Genomic DNA, 17,141 nt, shown 5'->3' with positions numbered 1-17,141 from the left:
TATGCGTCCAACTCCGGCATCAAATCGGACCGAACCATGTCGCCATGATCGTCGACACGGGCATTCTGCTGGCTATCGCGCCGCTCATCCTGCTGTATCTGGCCGTGCAGCGCTACTTTGTGGAAAGCATCGAGCGCTCAGGCATCATTGGATGACCGCAGCCGGGGAGGAGTAGGGATGAACAAGAAGCTTCGCCTTTTGCTGGCCGCCTCTGCGCTGCTGCTGGTCGGCGGAGCGGCGCCGTTGTTCAACGGGCTGCTTCGCGAACGGGAGCCTGCGGAGATTCGTCTGGAAGCGGAGGACGGCGAGCTGGCAGGTCCGTCCATCGGAACGGATGCCGCCGGATATTCCGGCACCGGCTATGTCGCCGGCTTCGTCGCCGAAGGCGATGCCGTCGTATTCAAGCTGGAGGCGCCGAAGTCCGGACTCTACGAGATCCGGCTCGGCTACCGTTCGGAGAGCGGCGACAAAAGGACGAATCTGGGCTTGAACGGAGAGCCTCTCGGTGAACTCGTATTGAAGCAGAGCGGCGAGTTTACCGAAACATCCGCAGGAAAGGCGTTTCTGCGTCAAGGAGAAAACCGGATCGTGCTCTCTCGCGGATGGGGCTACTATGACATCGATTATTTGACCTACAAGGAGACGAAGCCGGTGGAAGCGCCTGAATTGGACGGCAGCATGGTCAACAAAAACGCAACGCCCGAGGCGAAGCGGCTGATGCGCTATCTGGCGGACAGCTTCGGCAAGGCGACCTTGTCCGGCCAGCAGGAATACAAGAATCTGGGCTGGATCTATGAGCTTACGGGCAAGGAGCCGGCGGTGATGGGCTTCGACCTGATCGAGTATTCGCCCTCCCGCGTCCAGCGGGGAGCCCAGTCGCAGGAGATCGAGCACATGCTCGACTGGCATGCCAAGGGCGGCATCGCGACGCTGTGCTGGCATTGGAACGCGCCCAAGGACCTGATTGACGAGCCGGGCAAAGAATGGTGGAGCGGCTTCTATACGCGGGCCACGGCCTTCGACGTGGAGAAGGCGATGGACGATCCGCAGTCGGAGGAGCATAAGCTGCTCCTGAGCGACATCGAGGCTGTCGCTGTCCAGCTGCAGCGGCTGTACGACGCGAAGGTTCCGGTGTTATGGCGTCCGCTCCATGAAGCGGAGGGAGGCTGGTTCTGGTGGGGGGCGAAGGGCGCTGAACCGGCCAAAAAGCTGTATCGGCTCCTATATGACAAGCTGGCGATCGAGCATGGCTTCGACAACCTGATCTGGGTGTGGAACTCAGAGGATCCTCAGTGGTACCCCGGGGACGATGTCGTCGATATCGTCAGCGTCGATCATTATCCTGAGCCCGGCGACCATGGCGCGGTGAACGCGAGGTTTGAGAGGCTTGTCCGGCTGAGCGGCGGCCATAAGCTGGTCGCGCTGGCGGAAAACGGCGCCATTCCCGATCCGGATCAGATGAAGATGTATGGAGCGCTCTGGAGCTGGTTCTGCACCTGGACCGGAGAGTTTCTCCGGGACGGCAGGCACAACAGTCCGGAATTCCTTCGGAAGGTATATGCGGATGAGAGAGTCGTCACGCTCGACGAGCTGCCTTGGAATAAGAACGGATAGGTTGAAGTAAGCATCGATCGGCCATGTGCGCTTATGCCTGAACCGATGCCAAGCCCCTGCTTGAGCTCATGCCCGGCAGGGGCTTTTTCGTGCGGGAGCTCATGCCCGGCAGGGGCTTTTTCATGCAGGATGCTTTGCAAGGCTCCTGCGCCCGGAATCTTGATCGGCCCGTTTTTCCCCTTGTCATCCAGCATGTTCCCATTCCGCTCCCGGTTCACATTCAGTTCACATAGATGTTCTATTCTTCATGGAGAATCATGACGAGGAGGAACTTACGTGAATCATATTCAGGCGAAAGAGCCCAAAGGCGAGTGGGCTGTCGAGGCAAGGGGCCTCGTCAAAACCTTCGGCGACAACCGCGCCGTCGACGGGGTGGATCTGAACGTGCGGGCCGGCTCGATCTATGGCGTGCTGGGCCCGAACGGAGCGGGCAAAACGACGACGATCCGAATGCTGGCCACGCTGCTGAAGGCTGATGCCGGATCGGCGAAAATATTCGGCCGCGATACGGTGAAGGAATCGCAGATCGTGCGGCAGCTGATCGGGGTGACCGGCCAGTACGCGTCGGTCGACGAGTCGCTCAGCGCGACGGAGAACCTCGTCATCTTCTCCCGCTTGCTCGGACTGGGACGCAAGGAGGCGAAGCGCAAGGCCGAGGAGCTGCTGGAGGAATTCGGCTTATCGGAAGCCGCCAGGAGGCCGCTTAAAAACTTCTCCGGCGGCATGCGGAGGCGGCTGGACCTGGCGGCAAGCCTCATCGCGCAGCCGCCGCTCATCTTCCTGGATGAACCGACGACCGGTCTGGACCCGCGCACCCGCTCGCAGATGTGGGAGACGATCCGCCGCCTCGTGAACACGGGATCGACTGTACTGCTTACGACGCAATACCTCGACGAGGCGGATCAGCTGGCCGACCGGATCGCGGTCATCGACAGGGGCCATGTCGTCGCCGAAGGCACCGTAGACGAGCTGAAAGCTTCGGTCGGGACTTCTTCGCTGCATTTGAGAGTAAGCGAGCCCCGCGACATCGGAAATGCCCGGCGCCTGGTGGAGCAGGTGCTGGGGGCACAGTCGAGCGTGTCGTCCGAAGCCGGCAAAATCACGGCGCCGATGGCCGATGCCGATGCCATCACCGACTTGCTCATCGCGCTTCGCGCGGAGGGGATTTCCCTGTCGGAGATGAGCGTGCAGAAACCGACGCTCGACGAGGTGTTCTTGACGATTACAGGCCAAGGGGTCAATCACGAAGCGGAAGCCGCTTCGGCTAAGGAGGTTACGGCATGAGCCAGCCGACCGCACGCACGCTCAAGAACCATACGAGCTTCGGCCAAACGATCCGCAATTCGCTGACGATGGCATACCGCGGCTTATTGAAAATCAAGCGAACGCCGGAGCAGTTGTTCGACGTCACGCTTCAGCCGATTATCTTCACCTTGATGTTCACGTATATTTTCGGAGGCGCCATCTCGGGCGATGTGGCGAGCTATCTGCCGATCATCATTCCGGGCATCCTCGTGCAGACGGTCATCGGGACCTCGGTCGTCACAGGCGTTCAGCTCAGGGAGGATATGGACAAGGGTGTATTCGACCGCTTCAAATCGCTGCCGATCGCGCGCATCGCGCCGCTGGCGGGAGCCCTGCTCGCGGATACGATCCGCTATACGATCGCAACCGTCCTTACCTTCACCATGGGCTTCATCATGGGCTACAGGCCGGAAGGCGGCTTCGGGAATGTCGTTTTGGCCGCTCTGCTGGTCATTGCCTGTGCCTGGGCGATCAGCTGGATCTTTGCTTTCTTCGGCGTCATCGCGCGCACCGCATCCAGCGTGCAAGGCATTTCGATGCTCGTGCTGTTCCCGCTCACCTTCTTGTCCAACGCTTTCGTGCCGGTCGACACGATGCCGAATTGGCTTCAATTTTTCGTTAAGATCAATCCGATCACCCATCTTGTCAGCGCGGTGAGGCAGTTGGCCAACGATGGAACCGTGGGCTGGGATCTGAGCTTGTCGCTCATTGGCGCGGCTGTCATCGTCGCTGTTTTCGCCCCGATTACCGTCCGGGCGTATATGAGGAGGACATAGGCTGCCGAGCTGCAGCACGGCATAACGAATCCGGCTGCCGGAAGGCTCGTCAATCCTTGGATGAAAAAACCGCCTTTCATCGGGGCGGTTTTTTGCTTGCCATGGATTCAATGTCTCGAGAGCCGCTAGTGGCCGCAGCGTCTGCGGCTGCGACAGCGGGCATCCCGGTATTACCCATGCATAGCGGCTTTTGCGGCGGGCAACCTATTTGTGTTCGCAATTATATGACCAAATGGAGGCCAACCAATGAAAAAGCTCGCTCTTACAATCGTAGCTGCAGCCGGCATCGCCGGAACGATCGCAAGTCCGGCATTCGCCAACAACAACGACATGATGCGCAATATGGAACGGGGAATGAATGCCGAGCACTACAATGCAAGCATGAGTGGATATGGCATGAAAAGCGCCGGCACGAACGGTGTCGGCATGAATGTCGTTCCAAGCTATCCAAGCAGCACATACGGCACAGGCATGAACCGCACCGGCTATGGAATGAATGGCGTCTCCTCGTATGGAACCGGATTGGACGGTACCCGCATGGACGACTATCGGACCAACAGCTACAACGGCTACCGGACCAACAGCTACAACAAGAACGGCATGGCCGCCAACAGCTACACGGCCAAAGCCGCAACGGGCAAAGGCTCCAACTGGGGCTGGCTCGGCTTGCTCGGCCTGTTCGGCCTTGCGGGTATGAGAAGCCGCAATCCGGAACGCCATTAATCAAACGTAAGGGCCGCAGCGACGCTGCGGCCCTTTTTGCACCGCTCTGGACAAAAAAGAGGGGGGATGCGAAGAGGCCATTTTAAGGAGCCCGCCTACTCCGCCTTTCTTGTAAAGGAAAGAACGATGTCCTGGGCGTGGTCTCCGAAATCCGAGCCGAACAGGTTCAAGCCGCGGGGGTTGGCGGCATCCTCGGCGATCTCGAAGCGGACGCGGACGGGCTCGCTGAAGGAAAGCCCCAGCGCATCGATGGAAAGGTCTCCGCAAGAAGCTCCATTGATCAGGCTTCCCGTCCGGGTTACTTTCCATTCCGTCAGCAGGCCATACTCGGTATTACCCCGCCATTTTTCCGGCGTAAACCGGCCTTTTCGGTCGCCGAAATCACCCGGACTCGTCCAGGTTCCGACAAGCCGATCATTCATGTAGAGCGATATGTCCGACGGCCAGTCTTCGCGGAAGCCCGGCGCCTCGGAGCACAGCTCCGCCGTCAGGCTGATTTCCTCCAGCTCGGTGCCGGGCGGCATCGGATTGGCGAAGCGGTATTCCAGGCTCCCGCTGCCGGAGAACCATACCACCGAGGCGTGAATGCGGTCCGGCATGTAGAAAACCCTCGGGTCGTCCGGCGATCCGATTCCGGAGCCGTCGCGCGAAGCCATGCCGCAGGGCGGCTGGATCGAGCAGGCGGAGAACATGCCGATCGGCATGCGGATCTGCTCCGTCCGGTGCAGGGCGTCGCCGGCTCTGGCAGGCATCTCCAGCAGGATGGAGCGGTAATTGACGGAGCAGATCTTCTCCCGGGCAGAGCCTTGGCGGCAGGAGATCAGCTCGGCCTGCTCCAGCGTCTGGACGTTGATGGATATGGTCGGCTGAGCCGCACCGAGCACCTCCGCCAACTGGCTGACGCTCATCGGCTTCTCCCCGAGCGCCTCCAGAATGCGAAGGCGGACATCGCTGGACAGAGCCTTGGCCACATCGATCATCCGGGAAGCGGGAAAGCGGATCAGTTCCTGTTTGGTTTCGCTCATGTCAACGCTTCCTTTGCATAAATGAATAGCTTCAGTCTACAAGGAATTCAGTATATTGTAAAATCATAATGTACATTGCCTAATTAATATATACCTGTTAGAATGGGGGCAATTCCCATTTGAAAGGTGTGTGCCGAATGCTTGATTCCTTAACCGCTCATGCGGGCCTTCTTAATCCCCGTCCCGAATATCCCCGCCCGGATTGGGAGAGAACGGATTGGCTCAATCTCAACGGCTCCTGGTCGTTTCGCCTGGATCAGGAAAGCATAGGAGCATCGGAAGCCTGGCAGCTCAAGGAGGAAAGCCATTTCGGCTCCACCATTGTGGTACCGTTTTCATGGTCGAGTCCTCTATCGGGAGTCGGAGAAAATGTAAAGGGAACGGGCTGGTATCGCCGAACCGTGAGCTGGGCTCCCTCGGAGGCAGGCTCGCTCGTGTTCCTCCGCTTCGGCGCCGTCGATTACGATTGCGAGGTCTGGGTGAACGGAACGCATGCCGGTTCCCATCAAGGCGGATACGGCACGTTCGAGTTCGATGTGACATCGGCTTGGAAGACGGCGGAAGAGAACGTGATCGTCGTGCGCGCGCAGGATGAGGATCATACCTACCAGGCCAGAGGCAAGCAGGGCTATGGGGAAATCCGCGGCATCTGGCAGACGGTCTGGCTCGAAGCCCGTCCCGAGGCTTATATCCAGCATGCGAAGTTCCATACTTTCATAGATGGACGCGTGGAGATCAGCGCGCGGATCAGCGCCGCGCGGGATGGCGAAGCGCGGCTGGCGTTTGATTTCGGGGAGGGCTCCGTCGCGGCGCAATCGGTTCATCAGCTGAAGGCGGGCGACAATGAAATCGCGGCGTCCTTCCAGGTAGCGGAGCCGCAGCTGTGGAGCCCGGACACGCCTCATCTGTATGAAGGAGCCGTCACCTTGACCTCCCTTTCCGGAGAGGACAGGGTGTCCACCTATTTCGGCATCCGCGAGATCGGTTCGGCCCGGTTCGGCGAGCGCGGCTACCGCTGGCTGACGCTGAACGGCAAGCCGGTCTATTTGAACGGAACGCTGGATCAGGCCTATCACAAGACCGGCTACTTCACCTATCCAAGCGATGAGGACATGCGCGATGAGATCTACATGATGAAGCGCCTTGGCCTCAACTTCGTCCGGATCCACATCAAGCCGGAGGAGCCCCGCAAGCTGTATTGGGCCGACAAGCTGGGCATTCTCGTCATGGAGGATATGCCCTGCTTCTGGGGCGATCCGGACGAGACGGCGCGGGCGTCGTATGATCGCGAAGCGCTGGAGACGATCCAGAGGGATTGCAATCATCCGTCCATCTTCTCGTGGGTCATGTTCAACGAAACCTGGGGGCTGAAAACGGACAGCAGGACAGTATCCGTGACGGGAGATTCGGCGCAGCAGCAGCTGTACCTTCCCGAGACGCAGGAGTGGGTCAGGGATCGGTACCGGTGGGCCAAGAGCATCGATCCGACGCGCATCGTGGAGGACAACTCCCCGTGCAACTGGGACCATGTGGAATCGGACATCAACACCTGGCATTTCTACATCAACGGCTACCAGCAGCTGCGCGACCACCTGGAGCATGTCGTCTCCGGCACCTTCCCGGGCTCGGAGCTGAACTATATCGGAGGCAACAAGCAGTCGGACGCGCCGCTGATGAACAGCGAATGCGGCAACGTATGGGGCATCGAAGGAGGAGCGGGCGACAGCGACCTGGCCTGGCATTACCGGTATATGCTCAATGAGTTCCGGCGCCACGACAAGCTCTGCGGATTCGTCTTCACGGAGTTCAGGGACGTGACCAACGAATTCAACGGCTATTACCGGCTGGACGGCTCGGCCAAAGACTTCGGCTATGACGGCATCGTGCCCGGCATGACGCTGCGCGACCTGCACTCGGCGGATTTCATCGTCGTGGATGCGGCCCCGTGCGTGACGACGGATGCCGGAGCCGAGGCAGCGGTTCCGCTGCTTCGATCCAGCTTCTCGGACCGCTATCACGGCGAGAGGCTGACGCTGGAATGGGAGCTTGCCTACGACGAGCTGGGGGTCCGCCGCGTCGAGAGCAGCGGTGTTGTCCAGCTGGACTGGGACGGCTACGGAACGTCCCCGCTGCAGCCTCTCGTGCTGACGATGCCGCAGCGCGACGCGCTGGCGATTCTCAGCCTTCGTCTAGTGGACGGCCAAGGGAAGGTCGTGACGCGGAACTTCACTGCGTTCGACGTGCGGAGCGGGCAGCCGGGCGGAGAATACGGAGCGGATGGCGGCATGCTCAGCATTCCGGTCGGCTCGTTCTCCGAACACAGCTTCGCGCATCAATGGGAGGCGATCGGCGGGCACAAGCAGAACGGCGGCAAGGAAGGCTCGTTCGTATTCGAGGCGGTGCTGCCGGATGCCGGAGAGCAGGCCTTGATCACGGACGTGGACATCTGGTTCGAAGCCAGCTCCAAGCGGCTGCTCGCCCGCAACTATGGAGTCGACAAGGAGCAGCGGAAGGACATCAACTATATGCATGGGGACTCGGCGGATTCCGAATGGAACAGGAACACATATCCGATGACGGGAGAGCATAAGCACGAATCCCGGGTCGAGGTGCTGATCGACGGCGAGAGGGCGGCCAGCTTCGTGCTGCCGGACGATCCCGCCGACGCGCGCGGCATTCTCTCCTGGCATTACCAGCCTGCGGCGAACAAGCTGAATGAAGCCGGTTCCTACGGCTATCTGTGCCGGGCTTCCCTGCCGCCGAGCCTGACCGCCAAGCTGGATACGACGCGCCGGTTCAAGCTGGAGCTGAGGGCTTCGGAAGGCTGCCTCGCCCTGTACGGCCGCAACGCGGGCCGATATCCGGTGGACCTGGTTGTGCGCTATCGTTGAGAGCATCGGCAGCCTATGAACCTGAAGGGGCATTCCCCATGCGGAGGGGATGTCCCGTTGAAGGAGGAGAAGAGCATGAGAGGAATCGTGAATCCGATCGTACCGGGCTATTATGCCGATCCGGAAGCCCGGACCTATGAAGGGAAGTTTTGGATTTATGCGACCCGTTCTTTTACAGCCTATACCGATCAGATGAATCTGGATGCATTCAGCTCCGACGATCTGATCCATTGGGAGAAGCATGAAGGCATCGTCGAGATGGGGGATTTTCCGCACATCTGGAGAGCAGTCTGGGCTCCGACGGTCATCGAGCGCGGCGGGAGGTACTACCTGGTCTTCGCCGGCAACGACATCCAGTCGGACGAGGAGATCGGGGGCCTGGAGATAGCGGTCGCTGATACTCCGGCAGGCCCGTTCCGGGCGTATCTGGGCCGTCCGCTCGTAGACCGCTTCGTTCACAGCGCCCAGCTGATCGACGCTCATCTGTTCAAGGACGACGATGGAGAGGTCTATCTCTATTATGGCGGCTGGAAGCATTGCAACGCGGCCCGCATGAAGAGGGACATGACCGGCTTCGAGCCGCTTGAGGGCGGGGAGGAGATTCTCTCCGTCACGCCGCCCGGGTATGTGGAGGGACCCTGCATGCTGAAGAAGGACGGCCTCTATTATCTGATGTGGTCGATGGGCGGCTGGACCAACGGAACTTACTGTGTCGCATACGGCACCAGCGGAAGTCCGCTGGGACCGTTCGAGAACAAGGGAACCATCCTGGAGAGCCAGCCGCCGATCGCCGAAGGTCCGGGCCATCACGGTTATCTGCATCTGCCGGAAGAGGATGAATGGCTGATCGTGTACCATCGCCGGATCATCGGCGACCGCGATCCCGGCAGCCGCATCCTTTGCATCGACCGGATGCAGGTGGAGAACGGCATCATCCGTCCTGTCGTCATGACGGATGCCTGGTAGGCAGGAATGAGCTCCGGATGGGATAAAAAAAGAAAGCAGCCGAAAAAGCCGGCCGCGTCTTTCGAGACCGCGGCCGGTTTTTCAATTGTCTGTTTTCTTCATTTGAAATGGTCGGAAAAAGCCTTGATCCTGTCCACGAAAATGCCCTTGAGCTGGTCGGCGCCTTCCGCCGGCGCGGCATAGGATTTGTAGCCTCCGAACGATTCGATGCCTACGGCCGCCTGCCTTAAATCCTCCGAGAAGTTCGCCTCGATGATTTCTTCCGTCTTTTTCGGCTTTTCATTGCAGATGAAATAACCGGTACGCTTGCCGAGCAGCTCGTCTTTGTTTTTTTTGATGTAGTCCCGGATCGGCTTATAGATTTTGCCGTCTCTTACTCCAGCTCCTACGATAACGGAATCAAAGGCGGCCAGATCCGGTTTTTCGGTCTCAATATTGCACAGGGTGCTGCCGGGAAGCTCTTCCGCCAATACGTTGGCGCACTGCTTGACGGCTCCGGTTTTGGTCGCGTACAGAACGATTGTTGCCATAATCTTCTCCCCTTAATATCGTTTATTTTCATCTCAAACGGATTTCCTTTATTCGTTCCTTCACCTGTGAATCGCTGTTCTTATTTTACTCCATTCAAACAGAAATTTCATCTATCGAGATTCTTGATTGTCGAACATCTTTGCGGAAGAGTTAGCAGAGGAAAGCAATGAATGCGGAATGACGGCCATTAATGGCTCCGGATAGCGAAAATAAAAGCGCTCGTCCAGAGGGACAAGCGCTGCGAATGCAGGATGAAATTCGAATGCAGCCTTAGGCCGATCCAATCCCGCCGGGCGAATCAGATGAAATTCATCCGGCCGAACGTTGAAATATCCTTCTTGACGGCTGCCGGCGGTTGACCGCGTGATGGGCGAACGCCATCAAATCCTTTCGCCGTCATCGAGCGACTGTCAAGCCGTGCCCGATCGTTCTGCGAGCAGAACGCAGCCGAGATAAACGGCCGTTCCCCACATCATCAGCGCGGAAATACGGTTGATCCCCGTCCGCATTCGTCCGGATGAATCGAGCTTTACCGCCGATTTGCCGGCAACGCCCAGGCCGATGAACCAGAGCCAGGAGACGGCCGCGCAGACGATCGTGAAGGCGGCCTTCTCATAACCGGCGTAGCCGAGCGAGCTCGTGCCGACGACGCCGACAGTGTCGAGCAAGGCATGCGGGTTCAGAAGCGAGACCGATGCGGCGAAGGCCATCTGCTTTTTGGCCGACATGGCGCCGCCGGCTGCCGTGCCCGGGACGGCGGGCCTGGTTCTCCAGGAGGCGGCGCCCATATACATCAGGAAGCAAATGCCGGCGAGATAAAGGATGAGCTTGATTTCCTGATTGTCGAAGATAATGACGGAGACACCCCATACGGCGAGCAGAATGAGCAGCGTGTCGCATAGTCCGGCGGCGATGATGGCGGGCAGCGCGCGGGCGAACCGGGCTTGAGAGGCTCCTTGATTGAAAATGAACACATTTTGCGGCCCTAAGGGCAGAATGAGCCCCAGCGCCAGCAGAAATCCGTGAATGGCTGCAGTCAGCATATGATCCTCCCGATGGTTGGTATAGCCATTGTAAGAGCAATCCGGCCGGGAGTCTCCATCCAATCGGTTGGCGGCAGAGCCAACCAATTGGTATAATGTCTCCACCGAAACGGATGGGGAGCGGGGGCATTCATGACCGAGAAATGGAAGCTGGAAAAGCGCGAGGCCGGGCCGCTCCACCAGCAGATCTATGATTTCGTGAAAGGAAAGATCAGAAGCGGCGAATGGCCGGTCGGGATGAGGATTCCTTCCCAGAGAGAGCTGGCAGCGGCGTTGGCGGTCAACCGCAGCACGGTGGTCCATGCGTTGGGCGAGCTGGCGGCTGACGGGCTGGTCGAATCCGCCGTCGGCCGGGGAACGGTCGTGGCGAACAGCACCTGGAATCTGCTTGCCGGCACCCGGCAGCCCGATTGGGGCCGCTATGTGAGCTCCGGCGCCTACCGGCCCAACCTGTCCCTGATCCGGCGGATCAATGAAGCCGAGCCGGATCCCAGCCTGATCCGCCTCGGAACCGGAGAACTGTCGCCGGAGCTGCTGCCGTCCACTCGGATCGCGGAGCTGCTGGCGGGCAGCGTCTCCGGACCGCTCAGCCTGGGATATCCGGAGCCGAAAGGCAGCTATCCCTTGAGGGAGGCTTTAAGCTCGTATTTGCAGCGAAAAGGGATCTCAGCCTCGCCGTCTTCCATTCTGATCGTGTCGGGGGCGCTCCAAGGCCTTCAGCTGATCTCGCTCGGGCTGCTGCGCCCGGGTTCCGTGATTTTAGCCGAAAATCCGACCTACTTGAATTCCGTCCATGTCTTCCAGTCCGCAGGCATGGAGCTTAGAACCGTCCCTATGGACGGGGACGGCATCCGCCCGGATGCCGTCGGGAGACTGATGCGCCAGCACGGAGCTTCCTTGCTTTACACGAATCCTACTTACCGCAATCCGACTGGCGGCGTGATGACGCTGAAGCGCAGGGAAAGCTTGATGCAGGCTTGCGGGGAGGCGCGGCTTCCGGTCGTCGAGGACGATGCCTACGGGGATCTGTGGCTGGACGAGCCGCCTCCGTCTCCGCTTAAATCGCTGGACAGCCAGGGACTTGTGCTGCATATGGGGAGCATGTCCAAATCGCTGGGACCGGGGCTGCGCATCGGCTGGATTGCCGGACCCGAGCCCGTCATCGAGCGCTTGGCCGATATCAAGATGCAGACGGACTATGGCTCCAGCACCCTTTCGCAGCATGCCGTCGCGGAATGGCTGGCGACCGGCTGTCATGAAGAGCATTTGTCCTTCCTGCGCGGAAAGCTGCGGGAGCGCAGGGGGATCGCTCTGGAAGCCCTGGAGGCCTCCTTCTCCGATCTGGCGGATTGGACGATGCCGCGGGGCGGATTCTATATCTGGCTGCGGCTGCGCAAGCCCTTGGACATGCGGCGCCTTTTCGAGACTGCGCTGCAAGCCGGAGTGCTGCTCAACCCGGGCAGCATCTACGACCGGGAGGACCGGCAGCATTTGAGGCTGTCCTATTCCTTTGCTTCCTTGAGCCAGCTGAGGGAAGGCTTGGCGGTATTGTCCAGCCTGATCCGATCGTTGACAGCTCCGTGATGGCCCGCTCAGGCTCGCATCAGCGTGCTGCTGCCAAGTTGGAAAGCTTCCAAGGAAGCCATCGACCTCGTCTGGACCTTGAGCATGAAGTTGTATGGGCCGCTCAGCTGATGCATCTCCGCGACATCCGGCGATTCGTGCCGGACTTCGCCAGCAGGATGGACAGCTTCTGAACGAACACCATCCTGGAGGAGATCGGAAGGGGCGGATGGATTAGCTAGAACCCGACCAGGGCTACCCGCTCCCCATCCCATCGCGGCTCTCACGAATCAAGTCGACGAGATTGGAGGCTGCCGGAGACAAGTTTTCTCCTCGGCGGGTACAGATCGCAATGCTGTTCCTCAGATTGACTCCCTCCACGTGCACGCGGCTCAGCTCGCCCCGGCGCACCTCGTCCCGGACGACGAGCGAGGACACGAAGCTGGCGCCGTAACCGGCGATGACGGCGCTGATCGCTTCATGGAGGCCGTTGAATTGGAGAGCGATCCGGGGGGAAGGGACATTATAGGTCCGGCAGAGGGAGAACAGCCTTTCTCTCGTGGAGCTGCCCTCCTCCCGCATGATGAAGGCTCTCTCATCATGTCATCGAGGCCGATCGAGCCGCCGGCATGCCGATGCGTCGGGGCGACTACGAACCACAGCTCGTCCTGGAACAGCTCCTCGGCTTGAATCGTATCGGGATGCTCCTCCGGCAGCCCGCCGTATAAGGCGAGATCGGCTTCCATCCGCTGCAGCAGCCGCAGCGCTCCGCTGGAGTTGGTCGTCGTCACGCTCATTTCCACGCGTTCGTGCTTCTGCTTGAATTTGGCGAGCCAGGCGGGCAGCAGGAAGTTCGCGGGCAAATAGGTCGCCGCCAGCGAAAGCCGTCCTTGATCGCCTCGTCCGTACTGCTCCGCCAGCGTCTCGATCTGCCTCTCGACGGCAAAGAGGCGGTCCGCCAGCTCTTTCACCTGTCGGCCGGCGTCCGTGAGCCGTATTCCCCTTCCATCCGGCTGCAGCAGCGGCAGGGCAAGCTCCTTCTCAAACTTTTTGATCTGGGCTGTAATGGCCGGCTGGCTGATGCTCAGCTGCTCGGCCGCCCGGGTTACGCTGCCGGAGGAAGCGACGGCATGGAACAGGCGAAGGGCATGCAGGTTCATCGTTCATTCTCCTTTGCTCGGGAGTCGCTTTTCGATTTTCTATTTATAAATAAAATGTATCATTCACCGAATAACATATATTATATTTATATTTTCATTTCGAATATAGTGAAGTCAAGAGCCGAGGCCGCTCGGCTACTTCGCTGAAGGAGTGATTCATGATGATTCCGATCTGGACGCAAGTGGACGATTATATCGAGGACCGCCTGATCGAGGCGGATGGCGTATTGAGCGAGGTGCTCGCAGCCAATCGCAGGGAAGGGCTGCCGGAGATCGACGTGACCGCCGCTCAAGGCAAGCTGCTGCAGCTGCTCGTTCGGATGAAGGGAGCGAAGCGCATCCTGGAGATCGGAACACTTGGAGCGTACAGCACGATCTGGATGGCGCGAGGCCTTCCACAGGACGGAACGGCCGTCAGCCTCGAGCTGGATCCTCGCCATGCGGACGTCGCCCGCCGCAACATCGCGCTTGCCGGCCTTGAGGCCAAGGTGGAGGTCCGGACAGGCGATGCTCGGGCGAGTCTGGAGGAGATGGAGAAGGCGGGGATCGAGCCTTTTGATTTCATCTTCATCGATGCCGACAAGCCGAACAACCCGGATTATCTGAAGTCGGCGCTGCGATTATCCCGTCGGGGCACCGTCATCATCGGCGACAACGTCGTGCGAAGCGGCGATGTCGTGAACAGGCACAGCACGGATCCGCGGGTGCATGGAGTCCGGACCTTCTTCGACCTGATGGCCGGAGACGCCAGGCTGTCCGCTACGGCGATCCAGACTGTCGGCCGCAAAGGCTATGACGGCTTTGCGATGGCGATCGTGCAGGGCTGACCTCATTGTCCGCAAGGATGCCAGCCGGTTATAAGCTGCATCGAAGAAAGCCCTCGGCTTCGATCCAAGAAGGATCGAAGCCGAGGGCTTATTCCCGCAGCTTGCAGCGGCCGCCGGTCTGCTTGCGCGAATGTTTGCCGGAATCAAGCCATGAGAAACCGAACCATGCCGAGCACGGCGAAGGCGAACAGCGCCGTGCCGGAGCCGATGCCTGACAAGGCGCTGACGGCAAGCTTCAACCTGCGGGACAGGACCGATGCGGCCACAGAGACGGCAACGAGAAGCGCCGCCAGCACATGCAGGCTCCAGTCGTTGAAGACGCCTGCCAGCCCGATGAAATGAATGCCGACGACAAAGGAGATCCAAGCCGACACGTAAGCTGATTTCCGGGTACGGATCAGATAGAGGGCGCCGGCCCCGCCCAGCAGAACTTCGGCATAGACCGAAATCAGATAACCGCGGAATGATCGCGCTTCATTCAAGGCAGAGGGCGCATCCCAATTCCGAATGCTGGAATAAACGCCGAACAAGCATACGAGCATGGCGATGCCCGAAGCGATGCCGAGGTATAAGCGCCAGCTCCTGGGCGGATTCTCCTGCGCCCAGCCGAACCAGCTGAAGCTGAACAGGCCGAATACAGAAGCGTACATAGCATAATCCCGCAAGTAGTCCATTCTGAACTTCCCCCTTTTTCAATCCTGACGGGCATGATGTTTTCTTTCTCCCATTATGAGGAGTTGGCTGGGCTGAAGCATCGGTCCGAAGGCGGAGCCGGGTCCTAAGCAATTTTGTTCATAATTCCACTCGTTCCGGCTTGACGTGTCCAATCCCGGCTCTTTCTCCCGGCATATTCTTATAGGGAAAGGAAGAGTAGAAGAGAGGGATCGGTTACATGAGGCTGAAAAAGGTGATGAAAAGCTATGACTTGATCGTCAGTCTGGGATCGTCCTGCTCCCCGGCCATTCACATGAGAAGGCACGGGCTCAGGAAGTTCTCCATGCCGCTCGACTGGATGGTGTCGCTCTCGCTCGGTGATGTGGCCCGGCTGTTCGATCATCGTTTCCATGATTTCATGAAGCTGGAGCATCTGGTCATGGCAGAGGAGACCTTTTATCCCCAATATTATCTGGACGACGGGGAGCCCATTTATTTGGAGCCGGTCGAAAAGACGCTGATCAAGTCCTATTTCATCAAGGATGCGCTGTACAATATCATTTCCGTCCATGATTTCCCCATTTTCGAGGGCCAGCACTGGACCTCCTCGTATCCGGCCTACAAGGCCAAGCTCGACATGCGCATAGCGAGATTGTGGGAGGGCCTGAATCAGAGCCGGCATCCTCTCTTCATCCGGTGGTACGCCGAATATGACCAGGCGGCCGCCATGCAAGCCGCGCTGACGAGAGTGCTTGGGGGCAAAGAATTCACCCTGCTTGTTCTGAATCCGGTTGCGGAGCTGAAAACGATTCAGGAAGCCGATTGGAAAATGAGCCAGGTCTGCGTTGTGGAAGTCCCGCATGACATCAAGGACGATTCGCTTTGGGACCGAATTTTAAGCGGCATCAAATTGAACTGATTCTCCGGGCGGTCTGCAGGCAAGTTAAGCTTTCAGCCTATAGGAAATTGATCGGGTCGAATAAAATTGAAACCGAACTCTACCTGTACAATCCGGCTTGATGCTGGATACAATAAAAGTACTGCGCGCGGCAAATCCCCATGGATGGAGGAGCCCGCCCTACAGGAGGTGAAGCAGGTGAACCGCGAATCGGCCCATTCCATCGTCAGCCGGCTGCCCATTGCCATGGCTGGCATCGTGCATGATTTTTCCGCGAACGGGATAACTCTGTCCATTTTGCCTGGTACGAACGGCCCAATCGCGAGAAGACGCCTGCCCTGACCTCTACGGATCGCCATGCCGAACCGAAGAGCCGCGGCCAGCTGCCGCGGCTCTTTTTTGCGCTGTGGAGCAGCGTCTTCCCTAACAGGAGATGAATGCATATGATTATCGTCAACGCTCAGAACGTAAGAAAATACCACGCGGCCCATCTTGTGCTGGACGGCGTATCCTTTCAAATCCAGGAAGGAGAAAAGGTCGGCCTGATCGGCCGCAACGGCAGCGGCAAATCGACGCTGCTGAAGCTCATATCCGGCCGGGAGCCTGCCGACGAAGGCATGCTGACGGTGCGCAGGGATGCGCGCATCGGATATTTGCCGCAGATTCCCGAAGCATACGAATCGATGACGGTGTACGAGGTGCTCGCCAGCGGATTCGGCAGCTTGATGAAGGCGAAGGAAGAGCTTGCCGCGCTGGAAAGCCGGATGGCCGATCCTGACCTGGCATCTTCCGCGCTGGAGCGGCTGCTGGTCCGCTATTCCGAGGTTCAGGAGATGTTCGAGCAGGGAGGCGGATACGACATGGATACATTCATCGACCAAGTCGCAAGCGGCCTGCAGATCGACCGCAGCCGGGACGGGCGGACGCTCGGGAGCTTGTCCGGCGGGGAGAAGACCCGGGTCGTACTGGCTTCCCAGCTGGTGACGCGCCCCGATCTGCTGCTGCTGGACGAGCCGACCAACCATCTGGATCTGAAAGGGATGGAGTGGCTGTGGMGAGCAATTTTTGCCGGAGGGTATGCCGGCTGCTCGCGTCCATCGTCTTCCCATGACCGCTATTCCGTGATGCCGTCGGGACGGAAGATGATCGAGCTGGAGGACGGCGA

General features: G+C 59.3%; 16 protein-coding genes and 1 pseudogene. 11 read left to right on the top strand and 6 right to left on the bottom strand.

Annotated elements, in window-relative coordinates:
- Window positions 1-177 precede the first annotated feature (177 nt).
- The 4 genes from BN871_RS20785 to BN871_RS26310 all read left to right on the top strand — a co-directional run bounded on the left by BN871_RS20785 (window position 178) and on the right by BN871_RS26310 (window position 4,418).
- Window positions 178-1,614 (top strand): glycosyl hydrolase, encoded by a 1,437-nt coding sequence (locus tag BN871_RS20785; RefSeq protein ID WP_083436563.1) that lies wholly within the window; start codon window positions 178-180, stop codon window positions 1,612-1,614.
- A 276-nt stretch (window positions 1,615-1,890) separates the two neighbouring features.
- Window positions 1,891-2,898 carry an ATP-binding cassette domain-containing protein gene (locus BN871_RS20780; protein WP_021880276.1) on the top strand — a complete coding sequence of 336 codons (1,008 nt, stop codon included), beginning with the start codon at window positions 1,891-1,893 and terminating at the stop codon, window positions 2,896-2,898.
- Entirely contained in the window at window positions 2,895-3,695 is an 801-nt protein-coding gene (locus BN871_RS20775; RefSeq protein WP_021880275.1) for an ABC transporter permease, read from the top strand. The genes BN871_RS20780 and BN871_RS20775 overlap by 4 nt, the downstream gene beginning before the upstream one ends.
- A gap of 246 nt (window positions 3,696-3,941) precedes the next feature.
- Window positions 3,942-4,418 carry a WGxxGxxG family protein gene (locus tag BN871_RS26310; protein ID WP_021880274.1) on the top strand — a complete coding sequence of 159 codons (477 nt, stop codon included), beginning with the start codon at window positions 3,942-3,944 and terminating at the stop codon, window positions 4,416-4,418.
- Between the two features lie 95 nt (window positions 4,419-4,513).
- Here the strand turns inward: BN871_RS26310 and BN871_RS20765 are convergent, their stop codons facing one another.
- On the bottom strand, window positions 4,514-5,443 hold the full coding sequence (locus tag BN871_RS20765) for a transcriptional regulator (RefSeq protein WP_048748613.1): 930 nt from the start codon (window positions 5,441-5,443) through the stop codon (window positions 4,514-4,516).
- A 137-nt stretch (window positions 5,444-5,580) separates the two neighbouring features.
- Here BN871_RS20765 and BN871_RS20760 point away from each other — a divergent pair, with 137 nt between their 5' ends.
- Both BN871_RS20760 and BN871_RS20755 read left to right on the top strand, forming a co-directional pair.
- Entirely contained in the window at window positions 5,581-8,334 is a 2,754-nt protein-coding gene (locus tag BN871_RS20760) for a glycoside hydrolase family 2 protein (RefSeq protein ID WP_048748612.1), read from the top strand.
- 75 nt (window positions 8,335-8,409) lie between these two features.
- Complete coding sequence (locus BN871_RS20755) at window positions 8,410-9,300, top strand: glycoside hydrolase family 43 protein (protein ID WP_048748614.1); 891 nt, start codon at window positions 8,410-8,412, stop codon at window positions 9,298-9,300.
- 98 nt (window positions 9,301-9,398) lie between these two features.
- Here BN871_RS20755 and BN871_RS20750 read toward each other — a convergent pair whose 3' ends face one another.
- Window positions 9,399-9,830 (bottom strand): flavodoxin domain-containing protein, encoded by a 432-nt coding sequence (locus BN871_RS20750; RefSeq protein WP_048748611.1) that lies wholly within the window; start codon window positions 9,828-9,830, stop codon window positions 9,399-9,401.
- A gap of 411 nt (window positions 9,831-10,241) precedes the next feature.
- Window positions 10,242-10,874, bottom strand: a complete 633-nt coding sequence (locus tag BN871_RS20745; protein WP_048748610.1) for a LysE/ArgO family amino acid transporter — start codon at window positions 10,872-10,874, stop codon at window positions 10,242-10,244.
- Between the two features lie 132 nt (window positions 10,875-11,006).
- On the opposite strand from BN871_RS20745, the gene BN871_RS20740 reads away from it, so the two are divergent.
- The gene (locus BN871_RS20740) at window positions 11,007-12,458 is read left to right on the top strand and encodes a PLP-dependent aminotransferase family protein (RefSeq protein WP_048748609.1); all 1,452 of its coding nucleotides are present in this window, start codon (window positions 11,007-11,009) and stop codon (window positions 12,456-12,458) included.
- 8 nt (window positions 12,459-12,466) lie between these two features.
- Here BN871_RS20740 and BN871_RS30340 read toward each other — a convergent pair whose 3' ends face one another.
- Window positions 12,467-12,712, bottom strand: coding sequence for an Lrp/AsnC ligand binding domain-containing protein (locus tag BN871_RS30340; protein ID WP_083436562.1), 246 nt, complete (start codon window positions 12,710-12,712; stop codon window positions 12,467-12,469).
- Window positions 12,693-13,597: pseudogene (locus BN871_RS20735) on the bottom strand (LysR substrate-binding domain-containing protein). The gene BN871_RS30340 and the pseudogene BN871_RS20735 overlap by 20 nt, the downstream one beginning before the upstream one ends.
- Window positions 13,598-13,755: 158 nt before the next feature.
- Here BN871_RS20735 and BN871_RS20730 point away from each other — a divergent pair.
- Window positions 13,756-14,424, top strand: a complete 669-nt coding sequence (locus BN871_RS20730; protein WP_021882157.1) for an O-methyltransferase — start codon at window positions 13,756-13,758, stop codon at window positions 14,422-14,424.
- Window positions 14,425-14,567: 143 nt separating this feature from the next.
- On the opposite strand, the gene BN871_RS20725 is transcribed toward BN871_RS20730, so the two are convergent.
- Complete coding sequence (locus BN871_RS20725) at window positions 14,568-15,098, bottom strand: hypothetical protein (protein ID WP_048748608.1); 531 nt, start codon at window positions 15,096-15,098, stop codon at window positions 14,568-14,570.
- Between the two features lie 218 nt (window positions 15,099-15,316).
- On the opposite strand from BN871_RS20725, the gene BN871_RS20720 reads away from it, so the two are divergent.
- The 3 genes from BN871_RS20720 to BN871_RS20715 all read left to right on the top strand — a co-directional run.
- Complete coding sequence (locus BN871_RS20720; RefSeq protein ID WP_048748607.1) at window positions 15,317-15,997, top strand: DUF1796 family putative cysteine peptidase; 681 nt, start codon at window positions 15,317-15,319, stop codon at window positions 15,995-15,997.
- Between the two features lie 177 nt (window positions 15,998-16,174).
- Window positions 16,175-16,318, top strand: a complete 144-nt coding sequence (locus BN871_RS28600) for a hypothetical protein (RefSeq protein ID WP_164762955.1) — start codon at window positions 16,175-16,177, stop codon at window positions 16,316-16,318.
- Window positions 16,319-16,419: 101 nt separating this feature from the next.
- Window positions 16,420-17,141 (top strand): ATP-binding cassette domain-containing protein (locus BN871_RS20715; RefSeq protein WP_048748606.1); only part of this gene is annotated, 722 nt, incomplete at its 3' end.

The organism is Paenibacillus sp. P22 (genome assembly GCF_000469945.2).
GTDB classification, from domain to species: Bacteria; Bacillota; Bacilli; order Paenibacillales; family Paenibacillaceae; genus Paenibacillus_O; species Paenibacillus_O humicus.
Note: the sequence above shows the minus strand (reverse complement) of the source record. Positions and strands in the feature narration are given on the sequence as shown.